The following is a 22,108-nucleotide window of genomic DNA, read 5'->3' as shown; positions in this document are numbered from 1 at the left end:
GTTCGAGCGGGCGCAACGGAACAGGGTTCCTTGCAGGTCGCCTTGATCTCGGCCACGCTGTATGCACGCGCGGAACACGCCGATGAGCCCCAGACTATGAGTTACGAATCACGCAATCGCTCCGGCCCCGTCGCGGGCCCCGGCGTCGGACGTCACCTGCTGGTCGTCGACGACGATGATCGCATTCGCGAACTGCTGAAGGAATATCTGGCGCGCGAGGGCTATCGCACCACCGGAGCCGCCCACGCCGCCGCCGCGCGTCGGCTGATGGAGCTGATCGAGTTCGACCTGGTCATCCTGGACGTCATGATGCCGGGTGAGACGGGGCTGGAGCTGACGTCCTGGGTACGGTCCAAGGCGCAGTTGTCCAAGACGCCTGTGCTGCTGCTGACCGCGCGCGGCGAGGCGTCGGACCGGATCGAGGGCCTGTCGCGCGGCGCCGACGACTATATGTCCAAGCCGTTCGAGCCCAAGGAACTGGCATTGCGGATCGAGGCGATCCTGCGTCGCACGGGCGGCAAGCCCCTGACCCCGCGCGAAATCCGGCTGGGCGAGGTGTCGTTCGACATGGAGCGGCTGGAGCTGTCGCGCGACGGCAAGCCGCTGCGCCTGACCGAGGCCGAGGCGCAACTGCTGAAGACCCTGGCCATCCACGCCCATTCGCCGGTCGAGCGGATGGACCTGTCGCCCGACACCGCCGACATCACCGGCCGCGCCGTGGACGTGCAGGTGACCCGCCTGCGTCGCAAGCTGGAAGCCGACCCCAAGAACCCGCGCTATCTCCAGACCGTACGCGGGGTGGGGTACATGCTGGCACCGGATTGATGGTTTCGGCGCGACCATGAGGTTCGTCCCCCCCGCCGTCCTCGGCCGGTTCATCAAGCGTAGGCTGCCGGCCTCGCTGTGGGGGCGGTCGCTGCTGATCATCGTGGCGCCGATCCTGATCATGCAGGGGGCGGTGACCTGGGCCTTCTTTGACGCCCATTGGCAGAGGGTGACCGCGCGTCTGTCGGAGGGGTTGGCCGGGGACATCGCCTGGGCGTCCGAAAGCTATCGCGACAATCCGACGCCGCAGAACCTGGCTGTCATCGCCGCCCGGGCCGAGAAATCGATGCAGCTTTCCGTCGCCCTGATCGAGGACGAACGGCTTCCGACCGAACAGCGTCGCGGCCGGATCGGCATCGTGGATCGCACCCTGGAACAGGCGCTGGCGTCGCGGCTGGACCAGCCCTTCTGGTTCGACACCACCCGCTACCCGGCTTACGTCGATATCCAGGTGCAGGAGCCGAACGGGGTGCTGCGCATCATCGCGCCTCGCGAACGCGCCGTGGCGACCCAGGCCCATATCTTCGTGCTGTGGCTGACGATCGCGACCGTGCTGCTGATGTCGGTGGCCATCCTGTTTATCCGCAATCAGGTCCGGGCCATCGAACGGCTGGCCGAGGCGGCCGAGGCCTTCGGGCGCGGCGAGATCCAGCCCCGGTTCAAGCCGCATGGCGCGCGCGAGGTGCGTCAGGCGGCGACGGCGTTTCTGGCCATGCGCGACCGGATCCAGCGCCACATCGACCAGCGCACCGCCCTGCTGGCCTCGGTCAGCCACGACCTGAGGACGCCCCTGACCCGGCTGCGGCTGGAGCTGGCGCTCGCCCCACCGTTCAAGCGCCAGACGGCGATGAAGGGCGATCTGGACGAGATGGAGCATATGATCGACGAATACCTGGCCTTCGCGCGCGGCGAGGCGGGTGAGGCGGCCCAGGTCATCGACGTCGCCGCCCTGCTCGCCTCCGCCGGCGACGACGCCCGCCGCAGCGGCGCCGAAGTTCAGGTCGAGGCACCGGAGGGGTTGAAGGCCACCTTGCGCCCCATCGCCATCCGTCGCGCCCTGAACAACCTGGCCGGCAACGCCGCGGCGCATGGCGAGCACGTCCGCCTGTCGGCTCGGGCCCTGGCGTCCGGCGGGATCGAGATCGCGGTCGAGGACGACGGCCCCGGCATTCCCGAAGAGATGCACGAAGAGGCCTTCGCCCCCTTTTCGCGCCTCGACGAAAGCCGCAACCAGAACACCAAGGGTGTCGGCCTGGGCCTGGCCATCGCGCGCGACGTGGCGCGCGGGCACGGCGGCGACATCACACTGGACCGCTCCGACATGGGCGGGCTGAAGGCGCTGATCCGGCTGCCGGGTTAGCGGCGTCTTGCGGAAAGGCGGTACCGGGCGCATCTTCATCGGGACAGGGACCCAAGGAGATCATCATGCGCAGGTTCGCTTTCTTCGCCCCCCTCGCCGCCGTCATGGCAGTCGCCGCCGCCGCCCAGGCCGAGCCCGCCAACCAGCCGCGTCTGTCCGCCCCGTCCGTCACCGTGACCATCGGCGGCGACCTGATCGAGGATGTCGACAAGCTGGGCGAGCGTGACGTCAACTGGCAGATCGACGACCTGAAGCAGACGGTCGAACGCGAACTGGCCCGCAGCGGCGCCCTGGCCGGGGCCCAGGTCAATCTGGTCGTGACCGACCTGAAGCCCAACCGCCCGACGATGCAGCAGTCGATCGACCGCCCCGGCCTGTCGATCTTCGACAGCGTCTCGATTGGCGGGGCGACGATCGAGGGCGAGGTCGTCACCGCCGACGGCAAGCGCCTGCCGGTCAAATATTCGCGCTACTCCAACAGCATCGCCGACGTCTTCGGCTACAACACCTGGGAAGAGGCCGACCGCGCCTTCGACCGGCTGGCGTCGAACCTGTCACGTGGGCGGTTGGTGTCGAGGTAGGGACGTTCAAGTCTACGGCCTCGCGACAACTTTCTGTCCCTTACTTTGTCAGCGTGGAATTGCGTAAGAAGACGGCAGTAGCACCAGTCTGCGTCTCAATCACTGCTCGGCCATCGTCTGGCCGAATTGATATCTTCGCGCCCGAGAACATCCACTCTCTCAACTGCCGCTGGCGCGACACGTCGTCAGGATCGCAATAACGGTCATGAGGTTTCAGAGATGGACCATCCTGAGGCGTCACCGGGGCAAAGCCACTGACATACTGGTTCCGGCTCTCGTCGAAATATCCGGCGTCAAAGCAGTCAGACCTAATGTCGTATCTCTTGGGATGGAGCCCTGAAGAGTATTCGTAAAGCTCGAGACTGACCCGTGAGGTGGTTGTCGCCTTGCCATTCAACTCGATCAGGCGGCCATCGAACTCGGCTATACGCTCGAAGGACTCACCATCGTTATCTTCGAGGCGAACGCAGCCCGTGATGCCAATGGTGATGACGAGCACCAGGAGACCAGTCTTCATCCTGAAAGCTTAGCTCGATGATTGCAGTAGTCCACGCATAACCGGCCGCGCGTGGTCTTCTCCTTCCAGTCGCCGAGCCAATCGATCCTAACCCGCGAGTTCGCGCGCGCGTTCCAGGGCTGCTGCGACCGCCGCCTCAACCGATGCGTCCAACGCCCGCCCATCAGCCAGCGCTTTCAGCCCCGCTTCCGTAGTGCCGCCTGGGGAGGCGACGCGGGCGATGAGGTCGCTCAAAGACGTCGCTGGATCGGCCGAGGCCGCCGAGCGCACCGCGCCACGCGCCAGCCTGAGCGCGCTTTCCGCGTCCAGCCCCTGCGCCTCCCCCGCCTCGGCCAGGGCGCGAGTGAAGGCGTGGACATAGGCGGGGCCGGAGCCGGCGACGGCGGTGGCCACATCGATCAGGGCTTCCTGATCCAGATCGACGGTGTCGGCCAGGGGGTCGAACAGTCGGTGCGCGGCCTCGCGCGCATTGCGGTTGGCGGCATAGATGGCGGCCACCCCCTGCCCCGTCGCCACGCCGGTGGTCGGCATGACCCGCGCCACCGATCGGCCGAGGAAGGCCTCCGAAATCGCCTCGTCGCGGACCCCGGCCATGACCGAGACGATCACCGCACCGGGATCGAAGGCGTCGGACAGGCCCTCGGCGACCGAGCGCCACATGGCGGGCTTGACGGCGAGGACGACGGAGCCCGCCTCGGTCAGGACCGATCGATCGGGGTTCAGCCGGGCACCGCGCAGGGCGGCGGCCTCGGCGACGGGCTTGGACGAGGGGCTGAGAATGATCAGGCGGCGCGGATCGAAGCCCGTCGCCAGCCAGCCCTCGACGATGGCCGAGCCGAGCCGGCCGCAGCCGACCAGGACGACGGGGGCGTCCGGCGCGATCACGCCGTGCCGACGGTCTCGAACAGGCAGGAGTCGATCGCCTCCTGCGGCTTCTTGTTGCCGCGGATCATGAAGTCGAAGGCGGGATAGTAGCGGTCGGCCGTCTCCACCGCCGCATCGATCATCGAGGCGGCCTGGGCCAGGGTCGGGCGCTCGCCGTGCGGCAGGGCCAGGGAGTGGCGGAAGACGATCTCGCCGTCCTCGGACCAGACCTCGAAATGCCCCATCCAGGCGCGCTGGTTGACCAGGCTGACCAGTTCATAGGCGGCGTTGCGACGCGACTTGGTGGCCCGCAGATCGAGCGCGCAGCACAACTGGAGACAATCTCCTTCCGGCCGCCAGGCGAACCACAGCTCATAGTCCTTCCAGTCGCCGGCCAGGGCGAAAGCCAGGTCGCCGTCGTCCGTGCGGTCGAACGGCAGGTTCTCCGCGTTCAGCACGTGTTCGACCACGTCCAGCGGATCGTAGGGAACGTCGACCTCTTCGGGGCCCAGTGCGTTCATAGGTCGGTTCCAGCGGCGTGTGAGAGGGGACGCGACTCACGCCCCTCCAGATTACGGTAAACGTGTTCGCGGATTCGGCTCAACCCGCTGCGTCCTCAGCGGGAGTTCCACCTGTGGAGGTTCCCGTGGCAGGCTTCTTGGTCTTGGCGGCAAAGGCAGCGTTCAGCACCGTCAACTGGTCGCGCAGAGCCGCGACCTCGGCCTTCAGGGCGTCAAATTCGTCGCGGCGCACCAGGTCCAGCTCGGCAGCGACGCGGTCGGTCTGGCTGCGGAAGGCGGCCTTGGCCTCTTCGCCCGCGGCCTGGGCCAGGCCCATGGCACCGGTGGTGATCTTGGCGAACTCGTCGAGGATCGGGTTGCGGGTCTGCATGGCGGTCTCCGTGGCCACCGACTCGGGCGGGCGGCCGTGGTTAAGGAAGGTTTACGCGATATGGTGAACGAAACCTTTCCGTCGATGCGACTTATAGCCTGCGTCGTGTCGAAATCGAGATGAGGGATGGCGTTCACCCCCAATGGCTTTCCCTTGGGCCACTTGCTAGATGACCTGACCAAGCCACCCGGAGCCTGCGTTCGTGATCTTCCCCGAGTTCGACCCGGTCCTGATCCAGCTGGGGCCGCTGCCGATCCGCTGGTACGCCCTGGCCTATGTCGCCGGCATCGTGCTGGGCTGGTGGTATGCGGGCGTCCTGATCAAGCGAAACAGCCTGTGGGCACCGAAGAAGCCGCCGATATCGACGGTCCAGCTGGACGACCTGGTGCTGTGGATCACGCTCGGCATCATCCTGGGCGGCCGGTTCGGATACGCCCTGTTCTACAAGCCGGCCATGTATCTGCAGCTGTTCACCGGCGACAGCTGGGGCGAGCGGCTGGAGCTGTTCCAGCTGTGGACCGGCGGGATGTCGTTCCACGGCGGCCTGCTGGGCTGCACCGCCGCCGTCCTGTGGTTCGCCTGGAAGAACAAGCTGTCCACCCTCAGCGTCGGCGACATGGCCCTGGCCACCGCCCCTATCGGCATCTTCTTCGGCCGCATGGCCAACTTCATCAACGGCGAGCTGTGGGGCCGCGAGACGACCGTTCCCTGGGCCATCCGCTTCTGCAACGAGCGTATCCTTTCGACCTACGGGATCTGCCCGGCCGGCGACGTGCCGCGTCACCCGAGCCAGTTGTACGAGGCAGGGCTCGAAGGGCTCTTGCTGTTCGGCCTGCTGTCGCTGGCGATCTGGAAGTTCCGGCTGCTGGCCAAGCCCGGCTATGTCACCGGCCTGTTCCTGGTCGGATACGGCCTGTCGCGCATCGCGCTGGAGAATGTGCGCCAGCCTGATGTCGGTCTGGACAACCTGCCGCTCGGCCTGACCATGGGCATATTGCTGTCCGTGCCGATGATCGCCATCGGCGGCTGGCTGATCTGGCGGGCGTGGAAGACGGCACCGGTCGCGGAGCCCGAAGCGGACCCCACAGCCACGTGAGCCTGAAGGCGCGACTGGTCCGCGAGATCGTCCTGACCGGGCCGATGACGGTCGCCGACTATGTGCTGCGCTGCCTGCACGATCCGCAGGACGGCTATTACGCCACCCGGCCGGGCCTGGGCGTGGACGGTGACTTCATCACCGCGCCGATGGTGTCCCAGATGTTCGGCGAGCTGGTCTGCCTGTGGGCCGTCGAGGTCTGGCGACGGCTGGGCAGCCCTGCCCGGTTCACCCTGGTCGAGGTCGGCCCCGGCGACGGCACCCTGATGGACGATATCCTGAGGACGGCCAAGCGCGCGCCGGGGTTCCTGGAGGCCTGCGACGTCGTCCTGATCGAGCCCAGCCCCTTCCTGAGAGACGCCCAGGCGAGGCGGCTGGAAGGGTCCGCCGTGACGCCGCGCTGGGTGGCGTCGCTGGACGCCATCGATGCGGGCGCCCCCGTGATCCTGGTCGCCAACGAAATGCTCGACTGCCTGCCTGTGCGCCAGTTCATGCGGACCGAAGAGGGCTGGGCCGAGCGCTGCGTCGGGGTCGATGAAGCGGGCGAGCTGATCTTCGGCCTGACGGCGGCCCCGGCCGGTTTCACCCCGCCCCCGTACCCCGTCGAGGTCGGCCAGATCGTCGAAACCTCGCCGCATCAGGCCCAGTTCGGTCGCGACTGCGCCGCCCTGATGGTCCAGGCCACCGGCGCGGCCCTGCTGATCGACTATGGCCGCGATACGCCGGGGCCGGGCGACACGCTCCAGGCCCTGAGCCGGCACAAGGCCGTGGATCCTCTGGCCAGCCCGGGCGAGGCCGACCTGACCCAGTGGGCCGACTTTCCCGCCTTACTGGCCGCCGCCGCGTCGGCCGGTGCCGCCGTCACCCCCTGCATCGGCCAGGGCGACTTCCTGCGCGCCATGGGGATCGAGGTCAGGGCCGGGAGGCTGAAGGAGGCCCGGCCGGACGGTGCCGCCCTGCTGGACCGCCAGATGAACCGCCTGATCGCCGACGACGAAATGGGGACGTTGTTCAAGGCCTGTGCGATTTTCTCGCCCACCGACCTGTCCGTGCCGGGATTCGAGACATGACCCCCACCCTGCCTGAACCGATCACCCATCCGCTGCTGACGGCGGCCGGGGTGAGCCACGGGTTCTTCACGCGACGGGGCGGGGTTTCCACCGGGATCTTCGACAGTCTGAACACCGGCCTGGGCTCCAGCGACGACATCGCGGCCGTGGAGGAGAACCGCCGCCGGATCGCGGCGGCCTTCGGCGGGACGCCCGACGACCTGGCCGCCTGCTACCAGATCCACTCGGCCGTTACCCGCGTCGCCGAAGGTCCGTGGCGCGGCGACCGGCCCGAGGGTGATGCGGTGGCAACGGCCGTGCCCGGCGTCATCTGTGCCGTCCTGACCGCCGACTGCGCGCCGGTGCTGCTGGCGGACGCCGAGGCGGGGGTCGTGGCGGCCGTCCACGCAGGCTGGAAGGGGGCGCTGGGCGGGGTCGTGCAAAGCGCGGTCACGGCCATGTCGACGCTGGGGGCCGAGCCGTCCCGCACCGTCGCCGTCGTCGGGCCCTGTATTGCGCAGGCGTCGTACGAGGTCGGCTCGGATTTTCAGGCACGGTTCCAGGATGCCGATCCGGGAAGCGCGCGGTTCTTCATGCCCGGCGGTACGGCGGACAAGCGGATGTTCGACCTGCCGGGCTTCGTTCTGTGGCGGCTGGAGCAGTCGGGCGTGGGCGAGGCGGCGTGGACCGGCGACGATACCTGTGCCGATGTGGATCGGTTTTTCTCCAACCGCCGGGCGTTCCAGCGAGGAGAACCGGATTTCGGACGGTTGATGAGCGCAATTTCGTTGATGTGACCCCTCTCCCATAGGGAGAGGGCTTGAGGCTCGCAGGGCGAAGCGATGCGCCTTAGCCGAAAGGGTGAGGGGTTATGGTGCCTACCGGTGCGGGCATAACCCCTCACCCTTTCGCGCAAGTCCGATCGCCTGTCGGCTCTCGGGCGCTCAAGCCCTCTCCCTCTGGGAGAGGGAGGCAAATTATCCCACCCGCGCCAGTTCCGGCACGCGGACGGTCTCGCGCCAGCTCTGCGGGTTGGCCAGCAGTTCGCGGACCAGCAGGTTGTTCAGGGCATGCCCGCCCTTGTAGCCTTCGTACCGGCCCAGCAGGGGCGCCCCGAGCACGTACAGGTCGCCGATCGCGTCCAGCGCCTTGTGCTTCACGAACTCGCGTTCCATGCGCAGGCCGCCGGGGTTCAGGATGTCGTCGCCGTCGATGACCACGGCGTTCTCGAGGCTGCCACCACGCGCCAGACCGGCTTGCCTCAGGGCCTCGACCTCATGGGCGAAACCGAAGGTGCGGGCGGCCATGATGTCGGAGCGGAAGGTTTCCTCGTCCACGACAAAGTCCACGACCTGGTTGCCGATGACGGCATTGTCGAAATCGATCTCGAACCGCATCTCGTAGCGGTCGCACGGATAGAGGGCCGCGTGCTTGTCACCGTCGGTGACGTGGATCGGCTCCAGAATCTCGATGTAGCGCACCGGCATCGGCTGGGGCCGGAAACCCGCACGGTCCAGCAACTGCACGAACTGCAGGGCCGACCCGTCCAGGATCGGCAGCTCGGGCCCATCGACCTCGACCACGGCGTTGGAGATGCCCAAGGCACAGAAGGCCGCCATCAGATGCTCGATGGTCGACAGGCGCACGCCGGCCGCATTCTCGATCATGGTGTTCAGGCGGGCGTCGATGACCGCCTCGCCCGAGACGGGGATGCGGTTGTCGCGGTCGGCGATGTCGGTGCGGACGAAGACGATACCCGTATCCGGCGCGGCCGGGCGGATCGCCAGACGCACCCGCTGGCCCGTATGCACGCCCACGCCCGCGCAGATCGCAGGGGCGACGATGGTCCGTTCGTGATGATCGGGACGCAGCGGCAAGTGGGGAACTCTCGTGCGGGCGGCGAGGGGGAGCCGCCGATGACACTTTGGTATCGCCTATGCGACCAGACGGAAACCAAAGTCAGGTTTCGGATTGTTTCTTCTCCCTGCCCCTTGTGGGGAGGGAAGAACGGTCAGCGATCGGGACCGGGAAGAGTGCCGCAAGAGCGATCGTGATGGTTCATACGGCCCAACCCGGGCTTCGCTGTCTCTCCCCACTCCGGGGGAGCGAGAAGGAAAAAGGGCGGCCCCTGCGGACCGCCCCTTCTGTTGCCTATTGCTCGTTGCCCCTTGGCAGCGAAGCTAGTTGGCCAACCGCCGCAGGAAGGACGGGATTTCGAGGTCGTCTTCCTCGGCCGACAGTTCGGGCGCGGCCTGGGCCGATCCGGTCTGGCGCATCTGGGGCGCGGCGGGGGCGACGTAGTTGGACTGGGCGCGCGGCTTCTTGGAACCGAACAGGCTCCAGCCCGACTTGCGATGGTCGCGATCGTCATAGGCAGGCTCGGCAGCCTGACGCTCCATATAGAGCTCGCCCTGGGCAGTAGCGGCGGCGGGCACGGCCTTGCGGCCGTGGTCGGCCTCGAAGGCCTCGACCCAGGGATCGACGATGGGCTCCAGAGCGCGGGTCGGCTCGGCGACGTGGATGACCGGCTCGGGAGTGCGCGCGACGATGGGTTCCGGTGTGGGCTGGAAGGTCGGGACGATCGGGGCCTGTTCAATCCGGGGCTCAGGCGCGCGAGCCATTTCGGCACGAACCGGTTCCGGGCGCAGGGCTTCCTGGCGGATCGGCTCGGGACGGATGGGAGCCACAGGACGGCGGGTATCGTGGAAGGCGCTGGTCGTGGTCGGCTCGACCTTGACGGCACCGACCTCATCCATGCCGGTGGCGACGACCGAGACGCGGATCTTGCCTTCCAGGTTCGGATCGAAGGCCGCGCCGAAGATGATGTTGGCGTCGCCGTCCACCTCGGCCGAGATGGCGTTGGCGGCCTCGTCGACTTCCAGCAGGGTCATGTCCAGACCGCCGGTGATGTTGACCAGAACGGCCTTGGCACCCTTCAGGCTGGTCTCGTCCAGCAGGGGGTTGGCGATGGCGTTCTGGGCGGCCAGCAGGGCGCGGTCGTCGCCGGTCGCTTCGCCCGTGCCCATCATCGCCTTGCCCATCTCGGACATGACGGCGCGGACGTCGGCGAAGTCGAGGTTGATCAGGCCCGGCAGGATCATCAGGTCGGTGATCGAACGCACGCCCGAGTGCAGCACCTGGTCGGCCATGCCGAAGGCGTCGGCGAAGGTGGTGCGCTCGTTGGCGACGCGGAACAGGTTCTGGTTCGGAATGACGATCAGGGTGTCGACGTAGCGCTGCAGCTCGGCGATGCCCGCATCGGCCAGACGCATGCGGTGACGGCCTTCGAAGGTGAAGGGCTTGGTCACGACGCCGACGGTCAGGATGCCGCGATCGCGCGCGCATTTGGCGATGATCGGCGCGGCACCGGTGCCGGTACCGCCGCCCATGCCGGCGGTGATGAAGATCATGTGCGCGCCTTCCAGGTGCGCGTGGATTTCGTCGGCGCTCTCCTCGGCGGCGTTCATGCCGACCTCGGGGTGGGCACCGGCGCCGAGGCCCTGGGTGATCGTTTCGCCGAGCTGGATGCGGCGGTCGGTCTTGGCGAACGACAGATGCTGCGCGTCGGTGTTGGCGACGACGAACTCGACCCCTTCGAGGCCGGCGTCGATCATATTGTTGACGGCGTTGCCGCCTGCGCCACCGACGCCGAAGACGACGATCCGGGGCTTGAGTTCCGTGGCTTGAGGACGCACCAGCGAGAGAGACATTTTAATACCGACCTTTTCCGACCCTGCCCCCTTACCGGCCTCCTGATCCGCCCCGCCGAATCAGAAGGTTAATGGGCCCGTTAAGGAAACACCCATCACCGTTAAGGGAAGGTTACCGATTAAGGTGAGTCGGACTCGCGTCGAGTAAAAAGGTTAACCTTGACCGCAGGATAGCCCCCGAACAGCCGGTCAAGCTTGGGTCCATCCACAGTTTTCAAAGAAAAAGGGCGGCTCGTGAGAGCCGCCCTTTCCGTATCCTTGGGACGTGAAGTCCTACCAGACGCGCCAGTTCAGACCGACGTTGAAGCGACGACCGTAGGGGTCGAAGTTCGAGTAGAGGGTCGTTCCCAGCCACGGCGCCTGTTCGGCGTCGAAGACGTTGGTGACGCCGGCGCGCAGGGTCACGTCATCCGTCAGGTCGTAACGGACGTTGAAGTCGTTACGGACGAAGTTGCCGCTTTCGCGATAGGCCAGGGGCTGCGTGTCCAGGTTGAGGATCAGGGTCCGCAGCTGGCTGATGTCTTGCGACGACTGCCAGTCGGCGATCCAGCTGACGGTCACCGTGTCGGTCGGTGCCCATTGCAGGGTCGAGGTGAAGCGAACGCGCGGGTAGAAGAGCGAAGAAGCGTTTTCGGTGAAGGCGCCGGGGTTGGCGATATCGGTGAAGAACTTCTGCTCGATCAGCCAGGAACCGTTCAGCGAGTAGTTGAACTGGCCCCAGTTGCGACCCAGCATTTCCTCGGTGTCGAAGGAATAGCGGGCCGTGAAGTCCAGGCCGCGAACGGTGCGCTTGGCGAAGTTCACCGAGCCCTGGATGAAGCCGCCGATCGGGTCGGTCGTGCCGGTACCGCCGACCTTGAAGGCCTCGGAGCGGAGAACCGCCGTCGTGCCGGCCGCGGCCGGGTTGTTGCGGAAGATCGTGGAGCAAGCCGCAGTGTTCAAGGCCGGACCGCTCACGCAGTTGGCCGCCGCCGCCGGGGCCGTCACCGCCGCGATCACATTGGTGATCTCGATCTCGTAGTAGTCGAGCACCAGGTCGAGGTTCGGGATGAACCGGGGCTGGAACACGGTCGAGAAGGTGAAGGAGTCCGACTCTTCAGGCTGCAGGAACGGGTTGCCGCCATTCACCCCGGCGACGCCGGAAGCGTACAGCGGGTTGTAGTCGTCGTCCGGCGAACCGGTGGTGCCGGCGAAGTCGTAGGCCAGGCCCTTGGCTGCAGCCAGGGTGGTGCAGTTGGCGATCCGGTTGGCGCGGATGTCAGCGGCCAGGGTGGCCGCAGTGATGTTGCGCGTGTCGCAGGGGTCAGAGAAAGCGTTCGAGAACGTCTGGCTGCGCGGCGAGAAGTTTTCGCCGAGCGACGGAACGCGGATGGAGGAGTTGAAGCTGGTCTTGAACGCGATGTCGCTGACCGGGCGGTAGACGAAGTTGACGCCATACACTTCGGTTTCGCCGACGGTGGAGTAGTCGGCGTAGCGGTACGATCCGCTCAGTTCGGCGTATTCACCCAGGAAGCTGTCACGGATCAGCGGGATCGACAGTTCGGCGAAGGCTTCCTGCGAGTCGTAAGAGGCTTCCGGGAAGTCGGCACCGGTGTTCAGGAACAGGAAGCGGTCGCCGGTCGTGGTCGAACGGCCGACGCCCGAGGTGGTTTCCTTGCGGTACTCGGCACCCAGGGCGACGCCGATGGCGCCGGCACCCCAGAAGTCCCAAAGCTGTCCGGACACCGAAGCGATGGCGTCTTCCTGCTCGTTCTCTTCCTGGACGGTGATGAAGGCCTTCACATAGTCGAGGCCGGCCTGGCTCTGATTGCCGTTGCCGAAGATGTTCAGCGGCTGGCAGGAGTTGATCGAGGCCAGGGCCGTGGCGCTGGCGCGCAGATCGCCCCCGCGGAAGGCGTCGGCCAGCTGGCCGGAGGCGACGGTCGGGTTCTGCGCGGCAATCAGCTTGACGCGGCAGACGATGGCACCGGGGGTGCCAAGAACGCCGGCGGTGTCGACGACGGAGTCAGCGGCCCAGTTGAAGCGCTCGATGTCGACGCCGTTCTCGAGGTTCGTGTTCTCGACCTTGCCGTAGGTATAGGAGATGTCCCAGTCGAAGTTCTTGACGAACAGGACGCTGTCATAGGACCCGTTCATGGCGACGACATAGCGTTGCAGGTCGCGCGTGTTGTCCTGGAAGCGTTGAGGCCCGAACAGGCGGTGGTCGGCCCACTGGCGGTTGGTGGTCGTCGCTTGCGCGGTACCGGCCGCCGTTACGGTCGGAGCGTTATAGGTCACAACCTGGTTGGCCAGGATGGCGGCCTTGACGTTCGCGGGCAGGAAGGCGTTGTCCGAATAGCGCATCTGGAACGAGCTGGACGCCAGCAGGGTGTTGACCCGGTTCGCCGCCGTGGTGTCGGCCAGGTAGACGTCGAAGAAGGTCGGCTGAGAGGCGTCGATCGTGCTCTCGGTGACATATTTGGCTTCGGCGTACAGATTGATGCTGTCGGTGACGGCGAAGGTGCCGCCGACCTGATAACGCTGCGACTCCGAGGAGGGGATACGGTTCTCGGTCGCGAACAGGACAGGCGATTCGCCGTCGCCGCCGATGGTGAACGGACGACTGGCACCCGTGTTGCCGACCCGCTGGCCGAAGTTGGCCAGACGGGCAGTCGTGCCGTCATACCAGTAGGTCTTCGCCGGATCGACCGAATAGCAGGCCGCCGCGTTGAAGGCCGTGCAGGTCGCGATCGGAACGAGAGGTTCGTTCAAGGCGCTCGGGGCCTGGTTGTTCGCCAGGGTGGTCGAGCCCCACCGCGGACGATCCAGACGACGCAGTTCGTTCGACGAGATCAGGATGTTGTCGAGCTTGCCGTCGTCGTTCGGGCCATTGGCGATGGCGGTCGGATCGGCGTCGATGCCGAAGATCGTCGGCGAGCGGCGCAGCCAGTCGATGTCGGTCGACAGGACTTCATCGATCTTTTCGTATTCGGCGTGGGCGTAGAGGTTCAGGCGGTCGTCGAAGAAGTTCTGGCCGATGACGGCCGACACGCGCTTGGATTCCTGACCGTCCTGGTTGATCCAGGCGTAGTTGGCGTCGACTTCGAGGCCTTCGAAGTCCTTGCGCAGCACGAAGTTCAGCACGCCGGAAACGGCGTCCGCGCCGTAGACGGACGAGGCACCGCCGGTGACGATCTCGATGTTCTGGATCAGCAGGCGGGGAATGGTGTCGATGTCGACGGCCAGCGAGCCAGCCTGCGAACCCACGTGACGGCGACCGTCAACCAGGGTCAGGGTACGGCCGGTGCCCAGCGAGCGCAGGTTCGGCAGCGACAGACCACCGTCGTTCAGGCCCGAGCCCGTGGTGTCCGAAGGCACGACCGAGTTCGACAGGGCCGGGATGGTGGCCAGATAGTCGATCACGGTCGACAGGCCGGTCTGCAGCAGTTGGTCCTGCGTGACCTGGATCAGCGGCGTCGGGGCCGTGGTCGGGTCGCGACGGATACGCGAACCGGTGACGACGACTTCTTCGACCTGGGTTTCGTCGTCCTGAGCGGCCGGGGCCGTCTGGGCGAAGGCCGGAGCCGAGGCGGCGATCATGCCCGCGATGATCGTCGTGCCGAAGAGATACTTGCGCTTCAAAAGCATTTTGGAGGCCCCAACGTTAAAAACAGGATCGTGGTCCCGGAGAGACGGACCACGCGCTGGTGTCGGGATTAGAGGAAAATGGCAGGGTCGCAACCATTGCGACCGCTTTGCGGCCACACTTCGGTCTGGATGTTACAATCGGGTCACAGTCCGGACACGCTGCCGCGACGCTTATGCAACTGGGATATCAAAGGTTTTCGCGCAGCCAGCCCGCAGCACGGGCCACGACGTTGCCACGATGCACCTTGGGGGCGTCGGCGGCCGATATCTGGCGTGACATCAGCTTGCGCGCCGAGACCGCCTCGCGCGGGCCATAGGCGGCACGAAGCAGCACGCCGGCCGAGGAGCAGAAGGCGGGTCCTGACGCGGCGTCGGCCATGTGGGGCGCCCGCTGGGGCCGACCCAGCCGCACCGGCCGGTCGAACACCCGCACGGCAAGTTCGCGCACGCCGTTCAGCTGGCTCGCACCGCCGGTCAGGACCAGGCCCGCGCCCGGCTCAAGGCCCACGCCCGCGTTGCGCAACCGGTCGCGCAGCAGTTCCAGCGTCTCCTCGACACGGGGGGCGATGACGGTCTTGAGCATGGCGCGTGGCACGATGACGGGGCCGGCGGACGGATCCTCGCCGCGCGGCGGGGCCTCCAGCATCTCGCGGTCCTCATTGGCGCTGGCCATGGCCGAGCCATGCAGGGTCTTGAGCCGCTCGGCCCCGGCCTTGGACGTCGACAGGCCGCGCGCGATGTCGGCCGTGACATGGTCGCCGCCGACATTCAGCGATTCGATATGCAGCAGGGACCGACCGCCCCAGACGGCGGCAGAGGTCGAGCCCCCGCCCATGTCGATGCAGACACAGCCCAGGTCCATCTCGTCTTCCTCCAGCGCGGCAAGGGACGAGACGACGGGGGCGGCGGCGACCCCCTGAAGGTCCAGGTGGGCCAGTTCCAGACAATGGCTCAGAGAGGCGAAGGCGCTCTCGGCCATGGACACGACCAGCAGGTCGAGGCCCAGGGACGCTCCGCGCATGGCGCGCGGGTCATGGACGCCGCGCGCGCCGTCCACCGACCAGCCGATCGGCAGGACATGGATCGGACGGCGGTTGGGATAGCGGATCTGGGCCAGGGCCATGGCGATGGCGCGGGCCAGGTCGCCGTCGCCGACCGGGTTGGCCCCCAACGAGACCTTGGCCTGGACGCGGTGGCTGGCCATCTGGCCGATGGCGGTGGAGACGATGACGCCCGACACGGGCGCGCCGGCCGAGCGTTCGGCGCGCTCGACAGCCTGGCCGATGGCCTGGGCCGCCTCGTCCATATTGACGATGGCCCCGCCGCGCACGCCGCGCGACTGGACATGGCTGGCCCCGGCCACGCGGATGGTGCGGTCGGCGTGGCGTACGCCCTCGGGCTTCATGATGAAGCAGGCGACCTTGGACTGACCCAGGTCAAGCGCGGCCACGACGGGCGCGCGGGCGGCCTTTGCGGCCTCGGTGGCGGGATCGCTTCTGCGTCCGGTCATCGGGAAAGCCTCACTTCAAACAGGGTCACGCGGGCGCCGCTCCAGAACCTGGACGGACGGCGATGGTATCGGGGGTGCGCAGGTCGACGCGGGCGAAGCCGAGATCGAGCAGCCGGTCGCGCTGGTCCAGCGCGTCCAGCCGGATCAATGCGGAATCCTGGTCCACGGCGGGCAGCTGGATCAGGCTCCCGTCCTTGAGCCGCAGGTCCCAGCGGCGCTCGTCGACCCGGACCATGGCGTCGATCCGTCCGGCCAGGCGCGGGCGCTGGGCCAGCAACGGCAACAGGTCGGCGGCGGCGGTGTCGGCACCCTTGCCGACGACGAGGGGAAGCTGCGGATATCGTCCGGCGTCGGCACCCGGGATGGCCTTGCCATTGGCGTCGATGACGAAGGTCCGCCCGCCGGTCTGCCAGACGGCCAGGCGGTCATGCTCCTTGACCTCGACGATCAGGGTGTCGGGCAACAGGCGCACCACACGCGCCTCCTTGACCCAGCCCACGGACTGGACCCGGCCGCGCAAGGCGTCGAGATCGAGGCTGGTGATCGGCTGGCCGGCCTGAAGATTGAGCGCCTGCTGGATCGCCGGTGTGGCCTCGGCCGAGGCACCGGTGATGTGGACGCGGCGCAGCGACAGACCCATGCCTGCGGTCATGCTGTCCATGCCGTGGCCCAGGGACGCGCCGATCCGCTCGGCCCGCGCGCCCGTGGCCAGAACGGCCCCCAGAACGACGATCCCGGCCAGGATGGAAATGACGACGGCGCGGGGCGACAGGTCGAGCTTGCCCACCGCCGCGAACTTGCCGCCGACGACCGGAGCGTTTCCGCCCCCGCGCGCGCTCTTGGCCTGGCCGCCCCGCTTGGGAGACGCCGCGCCGCGCTGGGGAGCCGATGCCGAACTCTGTCGCCGACCGCCGCGAACTACCGCGGGCATGAGGCGTCCTCCACGATCCACCGGACAAGGTCTTGATACGACATCCCGACATAGGCGGCCTGCTCTGGCACCAGAGAGGTCGGGGTCATGCCGGGCTGGGTATTGATCTCCAGAAAGACCAGTTCGTCCTTAACGTCGTCATAACGGAAATCGCTTCGCGATACCCCGCGACAGCCCATGGCGACGTGCGCCAGTTCCGCCTGACGCAGGGCCGCCTCGAACACATGATCGGGCAGAACCGCTGGCAGGACATGCACCGACCCGCCCGGCGCGTATTTGGCCTCGTAGTCATAGAAGCCCTTGGTCGGGGTGATGTCGGTCACGGTCAGGGCGCGGGGGCCGGACTTATCCCCAATCACGGCGACGCACAGTTCCTTGCCGGGGATGAAGGGCTCGACCATCACCAAGTCGCCATAGGTCCAGCTGGGCTCGCCGGTCGCCATGATGGGCGCATCGCCGTCGCGCACGACATAGACGCCGACGGACGACCCCTCGGCGTTCGGCTTGATGACATAGGGGGGCGGAATGACGTGACCCGCCGCCACTGCATGCCGGTCGAACAGGCCGCCGCCGGGCACGACGACTCCGGCCGCTCTCAGCACCGCCTTGCACTTGTCCTTGTCCATCGACAGGGCCGAGGCCAGGACGCCGGAGTGGGTATAGGGGATGTTCAGCGTCTCGAGCACGCCCTGGACGCACCCGTCCTCGCCCCAGTCGCCGTGCAGGGCGTTGAAGACCACGTCGGGATCCAGGTCGCTCAGCACCTGGGCCAGATCGCGTCCCGCATCGACGCGGGACACCCGGGCGACCTGCCCTTCCAGGGCGTCGGCGCAGCCCTTGCCGGACGTCAGCGAGACCTCCCGCTCCGAGGACAGACCGCCCATCAGGACGGCGACGTGAAGCTCGGAAAGCGGACGGGACATCGTGTTCCGGGGACTGGAGGGGGCGGCCGACGCCCTTGATCCCCCCGCCATGGTTTACACCGCGTTTACTTTGACGCTCATGGCCCGGGATAATCGCACCCGTGTCGGCGGCGTCCGGGAGTCACCGGCTCATCGCTCCGCCCGCGTCGCAACGATCGTCACGTCCACCGCGACCTGGGCCGGGATGTCGTCCGTTCCCGCCCACTCGCCAGTCCCGACGCCGAAAGCCGTGCGGTCCAGGGACGCGGTGCCCGTCATCCGGGCCGTGTCGCCCTCGATCTTCAAGGCAAAGCGCACGACGGCCCCGCGCGCCACGCCCTTGAGCCGCAGCGTCCCCCGCGCCTCGTAGCGGTCCCCGCCCAGGGCCCGGAAGCGCTCGGCCGAGAAGACCGCCTCGGCATGGCCCGCCGTGTCGAACCATTCCGCGCCGCCCAGCACTCCCTGGCTGTCGATGTCCTCGGTCGTGAAGGTGGCCATCGCGACCGTCACGCGGACGCGCGAGTCCTCCAGTGCGTCCGGCGAAAACAGGATGTCGGCCGCCCAGTCCGCGAACCGGCCCCGGATCGGCGAACCGGACTGGCTGGTCGAGAAGGACAGGCGCGACTGCGCGCGGTTGACCGTCCATCGGGACGGAACGGCGGGCGTCTCGACCGCATCGGCTTCAACCGGCGGCGCAGCGGGATCCACGGCGGCCGGTACCGGCGCGGGCAAGACCTCGGCCTGGACCGTCGCGGCCGGTTCGGGTGCGGATGTCGGCACCTTCGCCGTGATCCAGGGGTAGGCCGCCGCCGCCACGAGCGTCAGCACGACCGCCACGGCAACCCCCACCAGACGCCGACTGAACAGCCGAACCCCCGACGGACCCGGCAGCATCCGTGCCAGACCCTGGTCCCGGTCGATGAGATGGTGCTTCAGCGCACCGGCGACATGGAGCGCCAGAAGCCCATACAGAGCCCAGCCCAGCAGCCGGTGAGCGTTCTCGGCAGCCTGCTCGACCACCGCCTTGGTTGCAGGCTCCAGACCCGGGACGCCGGGCAGGTGGGGAAAGGGAATCAGGCCGAACAGGACGGTGCCGATCCCGGTTCGCGACGCCGACACGATCAGCCAGCCGCTCAACGGAATGGCCAGCAGCAGCAGGTAGAAGCCAACGTGGACCCACCCCGCCAGACGTCGCTCCCAGACATGGCCGCCGACCGACGGCGGCGGGCGATGGCCGACCCGCCAGGCGATGCGCGCCAGGGTCAGGATCAGGATGCTGATCCCGATCGACTTGTGGAGCTGGTACACCGCAAAGGTCGTAGCCCCCGGCGGTCCATCCATCCGCAAGCCCAGGCCGATCTCGAACACGATCAGAAGCGCGATCACCCAATGCAGGCCCATCGCCACGGTGCCGTCCCGGGCCGGGTGGGACGGGAGGTTGTCGTTCAACTGGCTCATGGCGCCCCGTTCGATCCTGCGGTGTCGGGCAATGTAATCCGCCACAGTGTTTGTTTCAATAAGGGAGCTTGATCGACCGCCAGGCCGCGATATCAGCCTGCACGGCCGATCCGCTTGATCTCCCACTCCAGCCCTATCCCCGTCGTGGCCAGCACCTCGGCGCGCACAGCCTCGCCCAGGCCCTCGATGTCGGCGGCGGTCGCGTCGTCGAAATTGATCATGAAGTTAGAGTGCAACTCCGAGAATTTCGCGCCGCCGTGGGGTTTGCCGCGCCAGCCCGCTTCATCGACCAGTTTCCACGAGGAATGGCCGGGCGGGTTCTTGAAGGTGGACCCGCCCGTTTTCTCGCGGATCGGCTGGGTGGTCTCGCGCCGCGCGGTGATCTCGGCGATGCGGGCCGCGACTGCAGCCGGATCGTCGGGCGTTCCCCGATAGACGGCCTCGATCCACAGGATGTCGGCGGGGGCCTCGGAGTGGCGGTAGGTATAGCCGAAGTCGGCCAAGGCATAATCGACCCGCTCCCCGGCCCGCGTCAGCCCCCAGGCTGAGACCAGAACGTCCTTCGTCTCCGCGCCGTAGCAACCGGCATTCATGGTCAGGGCCCCGCCGATCGTGCCGGGGATGCCCGCATAGAATTCCAGCCCGGCCAGCCCCGCCCTGGCCGACGCTTTGGCGACCATGGCGTCGAGCGCGCCGGCACCGGCGGTGATACGATCGCCCTCGGTGGTGATGCCGGCGAACGGACGCCCTGCGAGCCGGATGACCACGCCCTCGACCCCGCCGTCACGGACGATGACATTGGAACCGACGCCCAGGACCGTCACAGGCACGGACGGATCCAGCGCCTTCAGGAAGTCAGCGAGGTCCTCCGGGTCAGCCGGAATGAACAGCGCCTCGGCCGCCCCCCCGACCCGGAACCAGGTGAAGGGCGCCAGCGGTTCGTCGCGCAGCAGCTTGCCGCGCACGGCCGGAAGAGTGTCACGCCAGGTCATGCCGGTTCCTCGGCGTCTTCGGAAGGATAGGGAAAATACAGTTCGTTGCCGTCGGGATCGGCGACGATCATCAGGGGATAGCCCCAGCGGCCGTCCCTGACCTCGACGCCGCGCGCCTCGAACTCGGCCCGCGTCGCGGTCACCAGATCGAGGTCCAGCGAGACGAAGATCAGGCCGCCACCGACCTTGTCCGGCCATTGCGACGTCAGGATCAGTTCGCACTCCTGCCGGCTGACCTGGACGATCCGGCGGTCGCCCTCCTCGTCGTAACGCCAGTCCTCCCGAAAGCCGAGCTGGCCACGGTAGAAGGCGACCGACCGCTCGATGTCGGACACGAAAAGGACCGGCCGGGAGTACCAGTCAGCCACGGACGGCGCCCGGCCCCGCCTGATGCGAGATCATCCCCGACAGCATATCGTCGCCATCGCCTTCGCCGGTCCGCTCTTCCGGCAAACCGTCGCACATTTTCAGCCAGGACAGGCGGGATTCGACGCCGTAGTGGGTCGTGAGGTTGGCGCGTTCGGGCTCGTCGAGGCTGCCGACCGTGACGTTGGTGCCGTCGGTGTCGTTGTAGGTGAAGGTCAGGGGCGTGCCGCAGTCCCGACAGAAGGCGCGGGTCGCGGCGCTGGAGCTGGCAAACACGCCGGGCTCTCCGGCCGTCCAGGCGAAGTCGGACTTCCTGACATTGGTCAGGGCCGCAAACGGTCCGCCGGTGGCCCGCTGGCACATCCGGCAGTGACAGAACGAGCCTTCGGGCGAGGCGTAGAGGTCATAGCGGACCTTGCCGCACTGACAGCCGCCCGTGAGGACCGCCTGGCGGCTCACGCCAGCGCCTCCAACTGGGCCGGCAGGGCATAGGCCCAGCTGGTGATGTCGCCGGCCCCCAGCAGCACCACCACGTCACCCGCCGTCGCGGCCTCGGCGATCACGCGCGGCAGGCTGGTGACGTTCTCCAGCGCCGACACATTGCGGTGGCCGTAGCGGCGGACGCCTTCGACGAGCGCCTGTTTGTCCACGCCCTCGATCGGGGCCTCGCCCGCCGGATAGACGTCGGCGATGATGACCTGATCGGCGTCCGAGAAGCTGGTCGAGAAATCTTCCATCAGGTCGCGCAAGCGGGTGTAGCGGTGGGGCTGCATCACCGCGATGACGCGCCCTTCCGTCACCTGGCGCGCGGCCTTCAGCACGGCGGCGATCTCGACCGGGTGGTGGCCGTAATCGTCGACGATGCGGACGCCGTTCACGACGCCCGTGGTGGTGAAGCGCCGCTTGACTCCGCCGAAGCCCGCCAGCCCCGCCTTGATCGCCTCGTCCGAGACGTCCAGCTCGCGCGCCACGGCGATGGCGGCCAGGGAGTTGGCGACATTGTGCCAGCCCGCCATGGGCAGGTGCAGGCCGTCGATCCGCGTCGGTTCCAGCGCCGGATCGCCCGACTGGAACACCACATCGAAGCGGCATCCGTCGGCACCCATCTCGACATTCTCGGCCCGGACCTGGGCCTGGGGGTTCATGCCGTAGGTGACCAGCCGCCGGTTATCGATCGAGGCCACCAGCCGCTGCACCTCGGGGTGATCGAGGCAGACTGCGGCGAAACCGTAGAAGGGGATGTTCTCGACGAAATCCACGAAGGCCTGACGCACCCGGTCGAAGTCGCCGTAGTGATCCAGGTGTTCCGGGTCGATGTTGGTGACGATGGCCACCGTCGACTTCAGCCTCAGGAAGCTGCCGTCGCTCTCGTCCGCCTCGACCACGATCCAGTCACCGTCGCCGACCTTGGCGTTGGTGCCATAGGCGT

Annotated in this window: 21 protein-coding genes; 6 read left to right on the top strand and 15 right to left on the bottom strand. The window is 67.5% G+C overall.

Annotation, left to right across the window (positions count from 1 at the left end; translation table 11 throughout):
• The first annotated feature begins 96 nt into the window (after positions 1-96).
• From JHC99_RS04790 to JHC99_RS04780, 3 genes are all read left to right on the top strand, one after another.
• Positions 97-825, top strand: a complete 729-nt coding sequence (locus JHC99_RS04790) for a response regulator transcription factor (protein WP_271146592.1) — start codon at positions 97-99, stop codon at positions 823-825.
• Positions 826-841: 16 nt separating this feature from the next.
• Positions 842-2,185 carry an ATP-binding protein gene (locus JHC99_RS04785; RefSeq protein ID WP_292152317.1) on the top strand — a complete coding sequence of 448 codons (1,344 nt, stop codon included), beginning with the start codon at positions 842-844 and terminating at the stop codon, positions 2,183-2,185.
• Between the two features lie 65 nt (positions 2,186-2,250).
• Positions 2,251-2,766 carry a hypothetical protein gene (locus tag JHC99_RS04780; protein WP_292152316.1) on the top strand — a complete coding sequence of 172 codons (516 nt, stop codon included), beginning with the start codon at positions 2,251-2,253 and terminating at the stop codon, positions 2,764-2,766.
• Positions 2,767-2,806: 40 nt separating this feature from the next.
• On the opposite strand, the gene JHC99_RS04775 is transcribed toward JHC99_RS04780, so the two are convergent.
• From JHC99_RS04775 to JHC99_RS04760, 4 genes are all read right to left on the bottom strand, one after another.
• Positions 2,807-3,283, bottom strand: coding sequence for a hypothetical protein (locus JHC99_RS04775; RefSeq protein ID WP_292152315.1), 477 nt, complete (start codon positions 3,281-3,283; stop codon positions 2,807-2,809).
• A gap of 87 nt (positions 3,284-3,370) precedes the next feature.
• Positions 3,371-4,168, bottom strand: coding sequence for a pyrroline-5-carboxylate reductase dimerization domain-containing protein (locus JHC99_RS04770; RefSeq protein WP_292152314.1), 798 nt, complete (start codon positions 4,166-4,168; stop codon positions 3,371-3,373).
• On the bottom strand, positions 4,165-4,668 hold the full coding sequence (locus tag JHC99_RS04765) for a YbjN domain-containing protein (RefSeq protein ID WP_271146587.1): 504 nt from the start codon (positions 4,666-4,668) through the stop codon (positions 4,165-4,167). Before JHC99_RS04765 ends, JHC99_RS04770 begins: the two co-directional genes overlap by 4 nt.
• A gap of 79 nt (positions 4,669-4,747) precedes the next feature.
• Positions 4,748-5,038 (bottom strand): accessory factor UbiK family protein, encoded by a 291-nt coding sequence (locus JHC99_RS04760; RefSeq protein ID WP_292152313.1) that lies wholly within the window; start codon positions 5,036-5,038, stop codon positions 4,748-4,750.
• Between the two features lie 202 nt (positions 5,039-5,240).
• Here JHC99_RS04760 and lgt point away from each other — a divergent pair, with 202 nt between their 5' ends.
• Genes lgt through pgeF form a run of 3 tightly spaced genes read left to right on the top strand, consistent with a single transcriptional unit; the run spans position 5,241 to position 7,980 of the window.
• On the top strand, positions 5,241-6,134 hold the full coding sequence (gene lgt / locus JHC99_RS04755; protein WP_292152312.1) for a prolipoprotein diacylglyceryl transferase: 894 nt from the start codon (positions 5,241-5,243) through the stop codon (positions 6,132-6,134).
• Positions 6,131-7,204 (top strand): SAM-dependent methyltransferase, encoded by a 1,074-nt coding sequence (locus JHC99_RS04750; RefSeq protein WP_292152311.1) that lies wholly within the window; start codon positions 6,131-6,133, stop codon positions 7,202-7,204. The genes lgt and JHC99_RS04750 overlap by 4 nt, the downstream gene beginning before the upstream one ends.
• Positions 7,201-7,980, top strand: coding sequence for a peptidoglycan editing factor PgeF (gene pgeF, locus JHC99_RS04745; protein WP_292152310.1), 780 nt, complete (start codon positions 7,201-7,203; stop codon positions 7,978-7,980). Before JHC99_RS04750 ends, pgeF begins: the two co-directional genes overlap by 4 nt.
• A 180-nt stretch (positions 7,981-8,160) precedes the next feature.
• On the opposite strand, the gene lpxC is transcribed toward pgeF, so the two are convergent.
• From lpxC to JHC99_RS04690, 11 genes are all read right to left on the bottom strand, one after another.
• Positions 8,161-9,060 carry a UDP-3-O-acyl-N-acetylglucosamine deacetylase gene (gene lpxC / locus JHC99_RS04740; protein ID WP_292152309.1) on the bottom strand — a complete coding sequence of 300 codons (900 nt, stop codon included), beginning with the start codon at positions 9,058-9,060 and terminating at the stop codon, positions 8,161-8,163.
• A gap of 303 nt (positions 9,061-9,363) precedes the next feature.
• Positions 9,364-10,893: a cell division protein FtsZ gene (ftsZ, locus tag JHC99_RS04735; protein ID WP_292152308.1), complete on the bottom strand. Its 1,530-nt coding sequence runs from the start codon at positions 10,891-10,893 to the stop codon at positions 9,364-9,366.
• 273 nt (positions 10,894-11,166) lie between these two features.
• Positions 11,167-14,520: a TonB-dependent receptor gene (locus JHC99_RS04730; RefSeq protein ID WP_292152307.1), complete on the bottom strand. Its 3,354-nt coding sequence runs from the start codon at positions 14,518-14,520 to the stop codon at positions 11,167-11,169.
• Positions 14,521-14,707: 187 nt separating this feature from the next.
• On the bottom strand, positions 14,708-16,030 hold the full coding sequence (gene ftsA / locus JHC99_RS04725) for a cell division protein FtsA (RefSeq protein WP_292152306.1): 1,323 nt from the start codon (positions 16,028-16,030) through the stop codon (positions 14,708-14,710).
• 25 nt (positions 16,031-16,055) lie between these two features.
• A complete protein-coding gene (locus JHC99_RS04720; protein ID WP_292152305.1) occupies positions 16,056-16,961 on the bottom strand; it encodes a cell division protein FtsQ/DivIB in 906 nt (301 codons plus the stop codon).
• On the bottom strand, positions 16,949-17,884 hold the full coding sequence (locus tag JHC99_RS04715) for a D-alanine--D-alanine ligase (protein ID WP_292152304.1): 936 nt from the start codon (positions 17,882-17,884) through the stop codon (positions 16,949-16,951). Before JHC99_RS04715 ends, JHC99_RS04720 begins: the two co-directional genes overlap by 13 nt.
• 129 nt (positions 17,885-18,013) lie before the next feature.
• Positions 18,014-19,321 carry a cytochrome b/b6 domain-containing protein gene (locus tag JHC99_RS04710; RefSeq protein WP_292152303.1) on the bottom strand — a complete coding sequence of 436 codons (1,308 nt, stop codon included), beginning with the start codon at positions 19,319-19,321 and terminating at the stop codon, positions 18,014-18,016.
• Positions 19,322-19,413: 92 nt separating this feature from the next.
• The gene (gene murB, locus JHC99_RS04705; RefSeq protein ID WP_292152302.1) at positions 19,414-20,313 is read right to left on the bottom strand and encodes a UDP-N-acetylmuramate dehydrogenase; all 900 of its coding nucleotides are present in this window, start codon (positions 20,311-20,313) and stop codon (positions 19,414-19,416) included.
• Entirely contained in the window at positions 20,310-20,681 is a 372-nt protein-coding gene (locus JHC99_RS04700; protein ID WP_292152301.1) for a VOC family protein, read from the bottom strand. Before JHC99_RS04700 ends, murB begins: the two co-directional genes overlap by 4 nt.
• A complete protein-coding gene (locus tag JHC99_RS04695; protein WP_292152300.1) occupies positions 20,674-21,138 on the bottom strand; it encodes a GFA family protein in 465 nt (154 codons plus the stop codon). The genes JHC99_RS04700 and JHC99_RS04695 overlap by 8 nt, the downstream gene beginning before the upstream one ends.
• On the bottom strand, positions 21,135-22,108 hold a 974-nt coding region (locus JHC99_RS04690), incomplete at its 5' end, for a Mur ligase family protein (protein ID WP_292152299.1). The genes JHC99_RS04695 and JHC99_RS04690, both read right to left, overlap by 4 nt.

Origin of the sequence: Brevundimonas sp. (assembly GCF_016463485.1) — a bacterium.
Taxonomy (GTDB): domain Bacteria; phylum Pseudomonadota; class Alphaproteobacteria; order Caulobacterales; family Caulobacteraceae; genus Brevundimonas.
The sequence above is the reverse complement of the archived record's forward strand: the minus strand, read 5'-3'. Positions and strand labels throughout refer to the sequence as shown.